14 protein-coding genes are annotated in these 13,181 nt (G+C 41.7%); 5 read left to right on the forward strand and 9 right to left on the reverse strand.

Annotated features, from left to right (window positions below):
* Positions 1-5 precede the first annotated feature (5 nt).
* Positions 6-140 (forward strand): hypothetical protein, encoded by a 135-nt coding sequence (locus V7K53_RS03580; RefSeq protein WP_335196271.1) that lies wholly within the window; start codon positions 6-8, stop codon positions 138-140.
* Between the two features lie 48 nt (positions 141-188).
* Here V7K53_RS03580 and V7K53_RS03585 read toward each other — a convergent pair whose 3' ends face one another.
* Entirely contained in the window at positions 189-623 is a 435-nt protein-coding gene (locus V7K53_RS03585; RefSeq protein ID WP_335196272.1) for a YidH family protein, read from the reverse strand.
* A gap of 121 nt (positions 624-744) precedes the next feature.
* Between V7K53_RS03585 and V7K53_RS03590 the strand changes: the two genes are divergently transcribed.
* Together V7K53_RS03590 and msrA are read left to right on the forward strand one after the other, a co-directional pair.
* Positions 745-2,196 carry a hypothetical protein gene (locus V7K53_RS03590; protein WP_335196273.1) on the forward strand — a complete coding sequence of 484 codons (1,452 nt, stop codon included), beginning with the start codon at positions 745-747 and terminating at the stop codon, positions 2,194-2,196.
* 120 nt (positions 2,197-2,316) lie between these two features.
* Entirely contained in the window at positions 2,317-2,985 is a 669-nt protein-coding gene (gene msrA, locus V7K53_RS03595; protein WP_335196274.1) for a peptide-methionine (S)-S-oxide reductase MsrA, read from the forward strand.
* A gap of 130 nt (positions 2,986-3,115) precedes the next feature.
* Here msrA and V7K53_RS03600 read toward each other — a convergent pair whose 3' ends face one another.
* The 5 genes from V7K53_RS03600 to V7K53_RS03620 all read right to left on the reverse strand — a co-directional run bounded on the left by V7K53_RS03600 (position 3,116) and on the right by V7K53_RS03620 (position 8,174).
* Positions 3,116-4,309, reverse strand: coding sequence for a serine/threonine protein kinase (locus V7K53_RS03600; protein WP_335196275.1), 1,194 nt, complete (start codon positions 4,307-4,309; stop codon positions 3,116-3,118).
* A 200-nt stretch (positions 4,310-4,509) separates the two neighbouring features.
* Positions 4,510-5,571 (reverse strand): dTDP-glucose 4,6-dehydratase, encoded by a 1,062-nt coding sequence (rfbB, locus tag V7K53_RS03605; RefSeq protein ID WP_335196276.1) that lies wholly within the window; start codon positions 5,569-5,571, stop codon positions 4,510-4,512.
* Between the two features lie 52 nt (positions 5,572-5,623).
* Positions 5,624-6,619 carry a glycosyltransferase gene (locus tag V7K53_RS03610; RefSeq protein WP_335196277.1) on the reverse strand — a complete coding sequence of 332 codons (996 nt, stop codon included), beginning with the start codon at positions 6,617-6,619 and terminating at the stop codon, positions 5,624-5,626.
* 87 nt (positions 6,620-6,706) lie between these two features.
* A complete protein-coding gene (locus V7K53_RS03615; RefSeq protein ID WP_335196278.1) occupies positions 6,707-7,408 on the reverse strand; it encodes a DUF6391 domain-containing protein in 702 nt (233 codons plus the stop codon).
* A gap of 502 nt (positions 7,409-7,910) precedes the next feature.
* Complete coding sequence (locus tag V7K53_RS03620; RefSeq protein ID WP_099103136.1) at positions 7,911-8,174, reverse strand: helix-turn-helix domain-containing protein; 264 nt, start codon at positions 8,172-8,174, stop codon at positions 7,911-7,913.
* 363 nt (positions 8,175-8,537) lie between these two features.
* Between V7K53_RS03620 and V7K53_RS03625 the strand changes: the two genes are divergently transcribed.
* Positions 8,538-9,515, forward strand: coding sequence for a carbohydrate kinase family protein (locus V7K53_RS03625; protein ID WP_335196279.1), 978 nt, complete (start codon positions 8,538-8,540; stop codon positions 9,513-9,515).
* On the opposite strand, the gene V7K53_RS03630 is transcribed toward V7K53_RS03625, so the two are convergent.
* The 3 genes from V7K53_RS03630 to V7K53_RS03640 all read right to left on the reverse strand — a co-directional run bounded on the left by V7K53_RS03630 (position 9,512) and on the right by V7K53_RS03640 (position 11,930).
* Positions 9,512-10,276, reverse strand: a complete 765-nt coding sequence (locus tag V7K53_RS03630) for an HIRAN domain-containing protein (protein WP_335196280.1) — start codon at positions 10,274-10,276, stop codon at positions 9,512-9,514. The genes V7K53_RS03625 and V7K53_RS03630 overlap by 4 nt on opposite strands.
* Positions 10,273-11,184 carry a HipA-like protein gene (locus tag V7K53_RS03635; protein WP_335196281.1) on the reverse strand — a complete coding sequence of 304 codons (912 nt, stop codon included), beginning with the start codon at positions 11,182-11,184 and terminating at the stop codon, positions 10,273-10,275. The genes V7K53_RS03630 and V7K53_RS03635 overlap by 4 nt, the downstream gene beginning before the upstream one ends.
* 65 nt (positions 11,185-11,249) lie before the next feature.
* The gene (locus V7K53_RS03640) at positions 11,250-11,930 is read right to left on the reverse strand and encodes a polysaccharide deacetylase family protein (RefSeq protein WP_335196282.1); all 681 of its coding nucleotides are present in this window, start codon (positions 11,928-11,930) and stop codon (positions 11,250-11,252) included.
* A 382-nt stretch (positions 11,931-12,312) separates the two neighbouring features.
* Between V7K53_RS03640 and V7K53_RS03645 the strand changes: the two genes are divergently transcribed.
* Positions 12,313-13,181, forward strand: an 869-nt coding sequence (locus V7K53_RS03645; protein WP_335196283.1) for a calcium-binding protein, incomplete at its 3' end; no start/stop codon positions are given.

A 13,181-nucleotide genomic window follows, 5' to 3' on the forward strand; every position in this document is an offset into this window, starting at 1 on the left:
AATCAGTGTATGACGATTCAGCCCAAGGTGAAAGCGACGATCGCAAAAAGCCTAAAAGCTTGCTAGATATGAAGTGCAATAAATTGGGCAGACATAGAGTGATACCTGGGTTGGGCTACGCCTACGCTAAGATTGATTGAGGATCGGCAAAAAAGTTACAAAAAAATGCGATCGTCTAAAAAGTGTATTTAATGCAAATTTCGGGACTGTGGTTGAATGGGAACCCGAGAACGAGAAGGTATATCGCGCCTTAAGAGCAAAGGAATACTGAAAAATCCCAAAATAATTACTACTCCAGTCATTATCCAAACCATTAACCTATTTGGTCTATAATCTGCTCGTTCAATTTGCCAGAAAACTTGATTGTATCGCCATGCAGCTAAGGCAATAGTTGAAATTCCAAAAATTACCAAAGCAATACCCAAATTTTCCGAGTTAGATAATGGATTTACCGGAGGTTCTTGTTGAGTAATCGCAATATTCAACTGGCGCAGAAATATACCAAATCGGGCAATAGCAAAACCAAAGCCAATCAATCCAATAGAAGTGCGAAGCCAAGCCAGAAATGTGCGTTCGTTGGCTTGATGCTCCCTTTGGCGGTCAATTTTCGGTATTTTATCCATGAGTAGCTTCTAACACCAAATTCTTCTTTAAAAGTATTCGTAATATTGATGAAGTTTCGTAAAAGTCTAATTTAAAAATGTCCTTAGATTTTGGGAAAACTCATTCTATATCTAAAAATTCTTGATTATACTTGATGACAAAGATTTTGCCTTAGCCTCGGCTGTTGACACCTCGGTTGTGGTGCTTGAGGAGCTATCTTTACATCCTCAGCCAGAAATTCGTGAGGCTGTGGCTAAAAATCCGAATACGCCCACGAAAGTGTTGCTGAAATTAGGTAAGGAGTTTCCAGACGCAATTACGGCGAACCCGATTTTCAATCTTTTGCTGCTGGAAAATCCTGAGAGTCATTTCGTTAGACTCTCTTTAGCGCGTAGCACAACAACTAGTGAAAGTGCGATCGCTCAGTTATCTAAAATCGAGGATGAGGAAATTCTTTGTGCTGTAGCTGGAAATCCAAAAACACCTCTTCACATTCTGGAACAACTTGTAGAAAACCCGCCTCGTTTCTGCGATGACGAAAATGCTGATGAATCTGATTTCGATGAACTCTTTACCGCGATCGTTCAAAATCCGAACACTTCTGAATCGTTATTGCTTAAACTATCCGGTGGAAGCAGCAATGTGCAAATGGCGATCGCTCAGAATCCAAAAGCACCGGTATCCCTGCTAAATACGTTTGCAGATTGGAGAAATTTTTCGATGCATAAAGCAATTGCTCGAAATCCTCAAGTACCAAGCGCAATATTAGAAAAACTAGCGGGAGAAAATGAGAAAGAAATTCGCGATCTGGTCAAGAACCATCCAAATGTTTCCGAAACTGCGATCGCTATCATCAATTTTATCGAGGGAAAACCTGGAACATCCATAGAGTTGCTAGAGCGGTTAGCTAGCGATCGACGAGCCTCTGTCAGGCGATTGGTTGCCGCCCATCCCTCAACCCCTGCAAAGGTTTTAGAAAAGCTCGCGCAAGATACAGACCCAAATGTGCCCCCTCAAGCCGCAAATAATCCTAATGCAACCTCTACCGTTCTAGAGTTTTTTGCAGAGTTCTTGGTTAAACAACATCAGCGAGTCTCACCATCCAATCAAGCCATGTATGAAAGAAGTGCAGTTCAGTTGCTGAGACATTCTAAGATCGCGCCAAAAGTGTTAGAAAATCTATTGCAGATGAATAAATATGATGTAGTAAGCGCGATCGCATCATCTTTGAGAACACCACCCACTATGTTGCTTGCACTTACAGACTATCAAGAGCGATCTAGCTCATACATTCATTTTCTCAGAAATCTCGCTAAAAACCCCAATACGCCTTCAGATGCGCTGGAGAAGCTTTATCTAAAAATCAACCAAACGCAGCATCCAAATACGATTGATGGTCTACATGATATTGCTTCTCATCCCAATACTCCTGTCCATTTGCTAGAACAATTCGCAGTTCATTCACGCACCGATCTTCGTGCAAAAGTTGCCAAAAATGTCAATATACCAATTTCAATTTTGGAGCGGTTAAGCAATGATTCGGAAGACAGGGTTAGTAGGATTGCAAAACAGGCGCTCAAGGAAAGAGCTTGATTTCAGAACTGTTTTTGTAAATATCAACACAGTCTAAGGATGGCTCTGAGAAAATCCCAAGCGATGCCAGAATCTTTACAATGGTAAATAAGGTAAAGATATATATCAGAGTCAAAATCAATGGCACTATTTGGATTTGGCAAAAAGTCAGTTATGCCCACACCTGAAGAAGCTTTGTCAGGAAGGGCACAATCTATCTCAGTACCCGCCGCTCATTATGTCAACAAGAATCCCTTACAACCTCCTTTTCCCGATGGATTAGAGAAGGCTATCTTTGGCTTGGGCTGTTTTTGGGGTGCAGAACGCAAATTCTGGCAACTTAAAGGAGTTTACACCACCGCAGTCGGTTACGCTGCTGGGTTCACACCCAACCCCACTTATGAAGAGGTATGTAGTGGGCGAACCGGTCACAATGAAGTGGTGTTGGTTGTGTTCGATCCCAAAGTGATTAGTTATGCCGAACTGCTGAAAGTCTTTTGGGAAAGTCATAATCCCACCCAAGGGATGCGTCAAGGTAATGATACTGGCACTCAATACCGTTCGGGAATTTATGTATATTCCGAAAATCAAAAGCAGCTAGCAGAAGCATCGCGGGAAGCTTATCAGCAAGCCCTCAACAGCGCAGGTTATGGCAAGATTACTACAGAAATCTTGGATGCGCCGGAATTCTACTACGCTGAAGCTTACCATCAGCAATACCTGGCTAAAAATCCTAACGGATATTGTGGTTTAGGGGGGACAAATGTTTCTTGTCCCGTGGGTGTAGTTGAATCGCAAGTTAGTAGTTAGAAGAAAGCAGGGGAGCAGAGGGGCAGGGAAGCAGGGGAGCAGGGGAGACAAGTGGGGAATTATTGAATAAGTCTCTTCTTTTTCTACCTTGTCTCTTCTCCATGCCCAATGCCCAATACCCAATGCCCCACTAAAATACAGCTTTGAGTAAAGCGATCGCTCGCACCCATAACATAATACTAATGGGCGCTCCAAGTAGAATACCAGCGATTGCCCAGCCTCTTTGATGGGCTTTGAATTGTTCAATACTGCGCCACTGCCTACTTTTCCAAGCCCATTCGTTGCCTTTTGCACCAAGTGCGATCGCCATTATCCACCAAGCATTAGGTACAAAACAGAATAGCCCATACCATACCTGATTCGGCCACATCCACAACCAAGGCATCAGAAAAGCGCCCCAATTCCAACCAAGAATTTCCTCTGGAACTGTTTCATTCTGATTACTTATGCCGCATCCAGAATTGTTGATTATTTCTTTTAGTGGCAAAAGCTGATTCTTATTTGCAGATTTCACACTCAGTCCCGATTTGAGAGCATTCAGCGCTTGGCTGGCACTAGTAAATCTTTGTTCGGGAGCGGGTTCTATCAACTTTTGTAGCCAACTGACAAAACTGGGACTCAAGTTAACTCGGTCTGTAAATTGCAGTCGCAAATCCTGCTGGGGTAAATCAGAGGGGGAAATTCCAGTGAGCAAATGAATCAAAGTCGCTCCCAGTGCATATAAGTCTGAAGCCGCAACTGCTCGACCACCAAATTGTTCCATTGGGGCATAACCATAAGTACCGACAACGGTAAAAGTAACGCCTTCTCTTGCCGCTTTATCTTGAACTGCGCCAAAATCAACTAAATAAATCCGATTATCGTCGCCCCAGATTAAATTACTTGGTTTAATATCTCTATGCAACACTCCAGGATTCAACTCATGTAGATAGGTGAGAATATTTAAAACCTCAACAGCAATTTTTCTCGCCCGCTTTTCACTAAACCTTTTGCCAACAGCAAGTTTTTCCTTAAGCGACTCACCAGGAATATATTCTTGGATTAAGCCAAACCAAAGTGTGCGATCGTCGATACAAAAATAATCTATATATTGAGGGATGCGGGGATGATTTAGCTGTTTAAGGATTTGTGCTTCCCTCTGAAAAAGTTTCAGGTCATCCCACTGTACAGTACCGCCAAAGGCCAAAAGTTTGACCACAACGATAGAATTTTCGCCATCAGAGGCTTGTAAATCCAATGCTTGCCAAGTTTGGCGAATTCCATTGTTGCCGAGTTGGCGCTGGATTTGATAACGATCTTGTAATATTTGTTCTGGTTGCAGCATCTTAACACCTGCTGGCAATTTACGTTGATCCGATTCCCTTATATTCAAGGATAGTCATTATCTACAGAAACTGTGGCAGCCTGATAATTTATTGAAAAAGGTGGGCTATTGTCTCACGCCACAAAAAATCATGCCTCCATCGGCAGGGTGAATCATAACAGTAATTATCGATGGTGACACTATTGGGTGCAGAATGTGGGTTAAAGATAATTTTTGCGATAGTAAGCTTGATATTCAGCAGACAGCAGAGGTTCCCACCAATCACGATGATTGAGATACCATTCAACTGTTAAACGTAAACCCTCGGCAATTGTTACTGAAGGTGTCCAACCAAGCTGAGTTTTAATTTTGTTTGCATTAATTGCATATCTCCGATCGTGTCCTTGTCTATCCTTAACAAAAGTAATCAACTGCTTGGCTGGATATACTGGTAAATCAGGTGCTAATTCATCCATCATTTGACACAAAAGTTGGACGAGGTTAATATTTTCCACCTCATTATTGCCACCAATATTGTATGTTTCTCCTGGTTGACCATGATTGATTACTACATCTAAAGCACGGCAATGATCGCCCACATAAAGCCAATCCCGCACATTTTTTCCATCACCATAAACAGGTAATTGTTTCCCGATCAAAGTGTTGATACACATCAGGGGAATGAGTTTTTCGGGAAACTGATAAGGCCCGTAATTATTAGAGCAATTTGTGATAATCGTTGGAAGTTGATAAGTATGATAATAAGCACGGACTAAATGATCGCTACCCGCTTTGGAAGCTGAATAGGGGCTATTGGGAGCGTAGGGTGTGGTTTCAGAAAAAGCTGGGTCATCTGCCCCCAGGCTACCGTAAACTTCATCAGTAGAAACGTGTAGGAAACGATAATCAGATGGTTGTGCTTTCGCTTCCCAATGTTGCCGAAAAGCTTCTAGTAGGGTGAAAGTTCCGACTATATTAGTTTGCACAAAAGCAGCTGGACCAAGAATCGAACGATCGACATGAGATTCAGCGGCAAAATGGGCGATGGTATCAATATTTTCCGTTGCTAATAGGTTGTCTATAGTGGTGCGATCGCAAATATCCCCCTGCACAAACCGAAAATTCTCTCTTCCCTCAACCAGCGCCAAATTCAGGCGATTCCCTGCGTATGTCAGAGCATCCAACACCACCACGCGATCGTCTGGATAAACCTGACACCAATGATGCACAAAATTCGCCCCAATAAACCCCGCACCCCCAGTAACTAATAACCGCCGATTCATTCAATTCCCTCTCTTCTCTCTGCGATCTGTGCGCCTCTGCGGTTTGTTTCCATTACTTAAAATATTTCTTCCTTAACTTCCCATATATCTTCTGAGCCAGTAATTTCGCCATCCGTGTTTTCGTCAAATTTTTAATATTAGATGGCTGCTGAATCTTATGATCAAAAAACTCATTTAACTCATCCAGAATAACTTGGAAACGCTTAATAATATTTTCAGTCCGATGCTCAACTAAAAAATCTTCAGATAAGCTAAAAACTACTGAAGATTCAATCACCTTCATAATACGTTGCACATCATATTCTTGAGAATATCCAGCAATTTTATAGCAATTAAATCCAGGGTCTAAGTAATCGGCTAGTCCACCGTTGACACTAGAAAATACTTGACAACCACAAGCAAGAGCTTCCATTGGTTGTAGACCAAATCCTTCACTAACGCGCTGTTGTGCCCAGTACTCAGCAGAATCATAGAGGTAAACTTTAGCTCGGTTGAAGAGTCCAGGTAAATCCTCTACATAAGAGTCCACAACCAATACTTTACAACGTTTTTGCAACGCCGGAATCAATTCTTTAATTAAATATTCAGAAGACTTCCGAGCTTGAACTAAAACATCAATATCCCGTTCCAACCCTAAATTTTGAAACTCATCAGAAATTTGATTGGGCAAGTAATAAATCAGTGAATTGGGTGATTTTTCTCCCCAATATCCCATTGTATAGCGGCTAACAGTCATGATTGGAATACTTGCAGGTAGTTTAAACGGATAACCTGCGCTATGTGCATGGTAAACAACATTATATTGCTTAAGTTTAGCCACGAGTTGAGCTATATCAAATCCCCAACTGATCGCAAAAATTACATCATTTAAATTTTGCTCTTTTAGCAAATCATCAATAAAAAGCTTATCTTTTTCCCTTTGACGGTAAGTTACAACTTCAGCGCTACAGAAATTCTGAGCCAGATTAAGTGCTTTTAACTCAGCCCAAAGGCCACCACAGGCAAATTTGCTATCTGTACCGGGAAGTAAGAAGTAAAGTTTTCTCATAATTTTTTTATGGGAGTAGGAAGTAGGGAGTGTGGAGAGATGGGGGAGAAAATTTTATTTTGTCCTCCTCATATCTTCTTGCTCTCTTTATTCTTGCCAGCCCACTTTAACAAAATGTGCCTCACGCCCCCAAACATCTCGTGTACGGGTAATATTTTCAATTGCTAGGTTAAAAGGAATGGCAGTTGTTAGGTAACGCTGTGCCATAGAACCTAAATCAGGTGCCAGTTCCGCGGCCGTCGTTGCTGCTAACCCCAAACCTATAAGTTGCTCGATGGGTCGAAATGGTAGCAATAGATGCACACCGACAGCTAGTCCAGCCGTTAAGAGCATTGCTACTGATAAATTTGTACCACAACGGGGATGTACGGCCAAATCCCATTCTCCACTGGTAATGCGATGTCGAGCAAGTGTGACTGCACGCCGCAAATCACTAATATTTACCTCACCATAGAGGTAAAATCCCTGCTCAGTAGATAAACCGCCTAATAGTTCATTATCTAGTTGAACATTAGTGGATTCTGTTGGAGCAGAATAGGCGCTTTTTGATTCGCTAAGAACCCAAACAGTAGCATGTTCTAAAGCGTGAACCTGCCGCAGCATCAAAATTTCTTTCAATCCTGGAATAAACGATAACTGTCTGAGTAAGTCGGCATCTTGTGTGGGTTGCGGAAAGTCTGAAGATTGATCTTCTAGACTTGGAACCTTCTCAGATACAGGTATCGTAAAATCAAAGTTAAAAAATTCAAAGGGAGACGAGCTACCCTGAAAAGAAGCGGAAGTATTCATTGGAACACTACTCCCAAAGCCGATGGGGCAACATAGATTTCTTTCAAATGTAACGCTTGCACCACTGAATTGTTGCTAATTTTTGTAGATGATTGTTTAGTTAGGACATACGGCATAAGAGGCAGAGGTGCGGAGGGGAAGAGGGGAAAGACTTACTACAACTTCTCCTCTGCTCCCCTGCTCCCCCGGTTACTGAGCGCAGTCGTAAAGCCTGCGGCATAGCTACGCTTAAGGCGCAGCCTCTCGTAGAGAAGTATGCTCCCCTGCTTCTCCAGTCCCCAATCCCCAGTCAATTTTGAAAGGAATTCTGATCTTTTTAGTTTCCGAGTCCGAGGGTCAGCTGGCTCCACTTACATAAACTCCGGCTGAGTGATGGACTCGGAACTTTTGGTAGAGTGTTCACACTGAAAACTTAGGCGTAAAGAGGGGAACAATCAGTAAAACTCAAAATTGGCTTGTAATTTACTAGACCAAAGCAATTACGCTTCTACTAGTAAATTGTTTATTCAATCTGGTTAGGTAGAGTACAGCAATTGACATCATTCAAACAGACTTTGCCCCACTGTAAAGCCCAGCGGACAAGGGCTACTCGATTATCTGTCTCAGTCTTCGTGAGAATATTACTGATATGGTTATCAACTGTACGCTTGCTAATCTCCAGTTTTCCTGCAATCTCTTGGTTAGTTAAGCCAGCGGCCACTAGGTCGATAATTTGCAGTTCTCTGTCTGACAGACTAACGGGGGTCTCAGACTTGCCACCAGCCATGACTATTTCTATCCTCCCTTGGTATATGTACTTAATCGCTCTTTCTAATTCTAGAAGATTCTTTTCTTGGTAGGGGTTTCAAGTGTTAGCAGTAATATGATTGTCAATATTCTCTTTGGATTTCAAGTTGCTAAAAATATAAACCACGCGAAACTTTATGTAATAAATATAGCTTATTTTGATAAATATATTGCCTAAGCACTTAGTTAAAATAAGCGAGTATGAGAAGCATATATATGCTATTAAAGTAGTAAAAATTGCTATTTAATTCTATGAAGGACTGGCGACAGATTAGCAAAAACTATTGTAGATTTTATACTGTAAATTCCTAATCCTAAATCAAAATCTAAAATTGAAAATGAGATGAGCAATCCCCGTGTTTTGTGCCTTGGTGAAATTTTATTTGATTGTTTAGCCGATCAATTAGGGCTAAAGCTGGAAGAAGTGAAATCTTGGACTCCCTACCCAGGAGGGGCACCAGCTAATGTAGCCTGTGCTTTAGTCAAGCTGGGAATGTCAGCAGGATTTATCGGAGCTGTTGGCGAAGATGAGCCAGGAAATGCATTGGTCAAACTATTACAAGATGTAGGTGTAGAGACTACGGGAGTACAACGCCATCCCACAGCACCAACGCGGCAAGTTTATGTTACACGGGATCTGGCTGGCGATCGCACCTTTGCCGGATTTGGTCAGTACGATACTGCAGAATTTGCCGATACTCGCTTGCAAGCTAAACAATTGTCAGATTCGCTGTTTCAAGAAGCAGATTTTCTGGTTTTGGGTACTTTGGAATTAGCCTATCCTGAAAGTGAAGAGGCAATTCACCGCGCTTTAGAGTTAGCAGAACATTTTGACTTAAAAATTGTGCTGGATGTCAACTGGCGTCCTGTATTTTGGGATGAACCAAACATCGCCCATCAAAAAATTCCAGAATTATTTAAGCGAGTTGATTTTCTCAAACTCTCTAAAGAAGAAGCTGAATGGCTATTTGAAACCGCAGATCCCGGAGCCATTACTTACCGTCTAGCTTCAATTGAGGGAGTACTGGTGACAGATGGAGAAAACGGCTGCACTTATTGTCTGGGTGAGAACGAAGGCAAATTACCCTCGTTTTCCATCCCTGTAGTTGATACAACTGGTGCAGGAGATAGCTTTTTGGCAGGATTCATCTACCAACTGAGTCAGTATGGTATCCAAAGCTTGCGGGATGCAGAAACAGCAAAACGCATTGTTACTTATGCCAGTGCTGTTGGGGCACTGACTACTATTAAAGCAGGTGCGATCGCTTCCCAACCTACTGCTGCTGAAGTCGAAGCTTTTCTCGCCGCACATCAACTCTAAGAATTAGCATAAGCCACTGGGATGTCAGCCACTACAGGCTGATACTCCTGGCTAGAAAATGGGCGAAAATCTTCATACCATTCTGCGGTCATATTGCACAATAAACGCAGTTGCAGAGGGGTCGGTACTGGGTTAACGCGCTCAACATGTACTTTTACAAGTTCGGGATTTTTGTTCTTGAGTTTAAAAACATCATCCACAATATACCGAGGGCAATAACCTACAATGTAATGATCCTCAGTGCATAAGAGCAATGCACGCGGGTCATGGGGATTTTGAAATTCGTTAGCTAAATATAAGAGTTCACCCGTTTGTAATTGATTAATCCGTTCAGTTGCACAAGCAGGAAGGTGTCGTAGTCCATGTGCAAAAAAATGGATGTGGTATAAACCATTTTCATCTGGTTCTGGGCATGGGAAAACTTCAAAATAATCTGTTACCTTGCGTCCACCACTCCGAGAAAGAATGCTAACTGGATCGTCTTCACCTTCGGGAATATTTAGCGATTCAATATAATTTTTGTAGTCAGGGCGAGAGCGTCGCATTAATCGATTAGAAAACAAGGGGAACAGTTCAACTGATGTGTATTCTTTGTTTAAGTCTGGAAAGGAATACAATAGCTGAAAATTATGTTCAGTTTGAGCTTTTACAGCACCTTGCGTATATACAAATTGATATTTTTTTCCGTCAAATGTTAAGCGACCAATGGGAAGCCAAACACGACTATTAGGATCTTGCCAAGCTAAAAAAAGTGTTTTCATAGTAGGGTGTTCAGCAGCTTACTTTGATTTAATTCCAGTATCTTCTGTGCAAATTCAATTGCTGTTTGCGATATGCGATTAGATGGAATACGTTCAAAAAGCTTTAACGTATCATTGCTTGACACCCTTGCTAAATTATTTAACCATACTCTCGCTGCATCTGGATACCATTTTTGCGCTTCACAAAATGCATTAAAAGTCTTGAGAGTTTTTTGATCGCCAACTTTAGCATACAACGCAGAATTACATTTTTCTACATACGCTTGGACAGAAAAGCCAGCGTCTTTTGTGGTTAGTCTGTTTTTTCTTTTAGAATCAGGCTCGTTCCTACCGAGACAGGAGGCATGGTCATAGGTTGGTGCTAGATAAATCTTTTCTTGTAAAATGATGAATGCCCAATTTTCATGGTGTCGATCGCTATTCCCGATCCAAGCATCTAAAAGTAAATACCCAACAAAAGTTTCTGTCGCATAACTAATTCTCTCTGGTGGTATCCAGTCGATAGGTAAATTAACTGAAGCATCTCCGATCGCATTGAATACATTATCAATTGTGTGTTGAGACAGGTCTTTAGAATCTTGTGGATAATTAGATACTAGCCGAGCCAGAATTTCATTACCAAGGGTGAGAATTGCACCTTCTTGAGGCGGCAAAAATGAAGGTGAAACAACACCTTTTTCCCCATTGAATATTGCCAGTTCATAATTAGCATGGGGTAAACCTAGTAACTCGCACAACTCGGCTGCAATCTTTTCTGCCCAATCTTCTCCTGTGTTTGGTCTAGCTTTCTTGAATAGACAACGACCTAAATACTGATGGCGAAACCAGAACTTTTCTTTGGTTCCCAAATCTTCATCAGCCTCTGGGGCATCTAGAGGAACGTCAATAATCGGAAACAGCTCTGGCATAATTTATACGAAAGCCTGATTTCAAACAAATTATGAACTTCACCTATTTTTGAAATGTGTAACAATCAATGGATTGTCTTAGCTTGCTGCCATAGAGTATCAACAGTTACAAACTCATAACCTTGTTGTAGCAGTTGTGGAATGAGAATTTGAATTGTGGCAGCAACATCTTGTCCACCGCAAACACCATCATGCAAAACAATTATTGAACCATTTTTGACCTGCTGCATAATTCGCTGTACCACAGTGTTGACACCTGGCCGCACCCAGTCTTCTGGTACAACGCTCCACATCACTGGACGGTAATTACACTGAGAGAACAATTTTAAAGTCGCAGGTGTAAATAAACCATTGGGGGGGCGAACATCTCGCACTTGTTGAGGTCGCAGGTTGCAGGCATTGTAAATGGCAGCTTGGGTTTTTTCTAAACTGTCCTTTAGGTCATTTGGGGAAAGCATGGGAAAAGAGCGATGATCGTAGCCATGCAATCCGATCCAGTGTCCGCGATCGCTAACGGCTTTTGCAATGGCTGGTGAACGGTTGACGCAAACACCTAACCAAAAAAAACTCGCTTTAATCTTGTAACGGTCTAACATTGCCAAGACTTCGGGTGTGTATTGCGGATGGGGCCCATCATCGAATGTGAGCGCGATCGCTTTAGCATGAGAATTTCCAGTCCAAAGGCAGTTGGGAAAACTTGGTTGGAGAATGCGGTAGAAAATTGGGAAGAAGGGGGCTAGCTGCATAAAGTTTTTTCTTTTTCCGTAATCTTGCGTAACTACATTGATTACTTAATAGAGGGTGTCAAGCATGATTCACACGCTTAACAGTCTTAATATTTAGAACTTACACGCTGTACAAATGCACAGTTATATGAATTAGTACTCCTTGTAATTTTAGGTAAGTTTTACCTTGTTTATATTTTAAAGTTGGAAATATAGTTCCCACTCACGATCTATTCCTGCCTAGCTGACTCAACTTATTTTTTTAGTTATCAGATCAACAGGAAATATCGCAGTCATAAAAGTAGGTGGAAAAGAAAATTACAGATTTATTCACATGATTGTCTTTTCGTCAAATTGTAAGTCCTAATATTAACAATTACTCTTTAATTAAGGATAAACTCTCATGGCAATTAATTTTTCCGGAACTAATGGTAATGATGTTATCTTCGGCAGTAGTGACAACGATACCCTCAGAGGCTTGGATGGTGATGACAAACTGTTTGGTGGTAATGGCGATGACTTCCTAGATGGTGGCTTTGGATTTGACACCATTGATGGCGGTGCTGGAACTGATACCACATCCTATGCTTTCTTTTCCGGTCCTATTGATGCCAATCTCTCTACTGGTGTAGTCAAGTTTCCAGGAAATTCTACTCTCACAGATAAATTAGTCAGCATTGAGAATTTAACCGGTACAGCTGGCAACGATACGATTGTTGGTAATGATGCCAACAATGTTCTCAACGGTGGAGCGGGTAATGACTTCATCGATGGTGGTTTTGGATTTGACACCATTAATGGCGGTGCTGGAACTGACACCACATCCTATGCTTTCTTTTCTGGTCCTATTGATGCCAATCTCTCTACTGGTGTAGTCAAGTTTCCAGGAAATTCTACTCTCACAGATAAATTAGTCAGCATTGAGAATTTAATCGGTACAGCTGGCAACGATACGATTGTTGGTAATGATGCCAACAATGTTCTCAACGGTGGAGCGGGTAATGACTTCATCGATGGTGGTTTTGGATTTGACACCATTAATGGCGGTGCTGGAACTGACACCACATCCTATGCTTTCTTTTCTGGTCCTATTGATGCCAATCTCTCTACTGGTGTAGTCAAGTTTCCAGGAAATTCTACTCTCACAGATAAATTAGTCAGCATTGAGAATTTAATTGGTACAGCTGGCAACGATACGATTGTTGGTAATGATGCCAACAATGTTCTCAACGGTGGAGCGGGTAATGACTTCATCGATGGTGGTTTTGGATT

The sequence above is a fragment of the Nostoc sp. genome, assembly GCF_036917355.1.
Classification (GTDB): domain Bacteria; phylum Cyanobacteriota; class Cyanobacteriia; order Cyanobacteriales; family Nostocaceae; genus Nostoc.

Excerpts from the sequence above, each read along its gene's own strand:
- V7K53_RS03625 (WP_335196279.1), top strand. The coding sequence starts at position 8,538 with ATGAGCAATCCCCGTGTTTTGTGCCTTGGTGAAATTTTATTTGATTGT.
- rfbB (WP_335196276.1), bottom strand. The coding sequence starts at position 5,571 with ATGAATCGGCGGTTATTAGTTACTGGGGGTGCGGGGTTTATTGGGGCG.
- V7K53_RS03640 (WP_335196282.1), bottom strand. The coding sequence starts at position 11,930 with ATGCAGCTAGCCCCCTTCTTCCCAATTTTCTACCGCATTCTCCAACCA.
- V7K53_RS03600 (WP_335196275.1), bottom strand. The coding sequence starts at position 4,309 with ATGCTGCAACCAGAACAAATATTACAAGATCGTTATCAAATCCAGCGC.
- msrA (WP_335196274.1), top strand. The coding sequence starts at position 2,317 with ATGGCACTATTTGGATTTGGCAAAAAGTCAGTTATGCCCACACCTGAA.
- V7K53_RS03585 (WP_335196272.1), bottom strand. The coding sequence starts at position 623 with ATGGATAAAATACCGAAAATTGACCGCCAAAGGGAGCATCAAGCCAAC.
- V7K53_RS03630 (WP_335196280.1), bottom strand. The coding sequence starts at position 10,276 with ATGAAAACACTTTTTTTAGCTTGGCAAGATCCTAATAGTCGTGTTTGG.
- V7K53_RS03615 (WP_335196278.1), bottom strand. The coding sequence starts at position 7,408 with ATGAATACTTCCGCTTCTTTTCAGGGTAGCTCGTCTCCCTTTGAATTT.
- V7K53_RS03610 (WP_335196277.1), bottom strand. The coding sequence starts at position 6,619 with ATGAGAAAACTTTACTTCTTACTTCCCGGTACAGATAGCAAATTTGCC.
- V7K53_RS03635 (WP_335196281.1), bottom strand. The coding sequence starts at position 11,184 with ATGCCAGAGCTGTTTCCGATTATTGACGTTCCTCTAGATGCCCCAGAG.
- V7K53_RS03620 (WP_099103136.1), bottom strand. The coding sequence starts at position 8,174 with ATGGCTGGTGGCAAGTCTGAGACCCCCGTTAGTCTGTCAGACAGAGAA.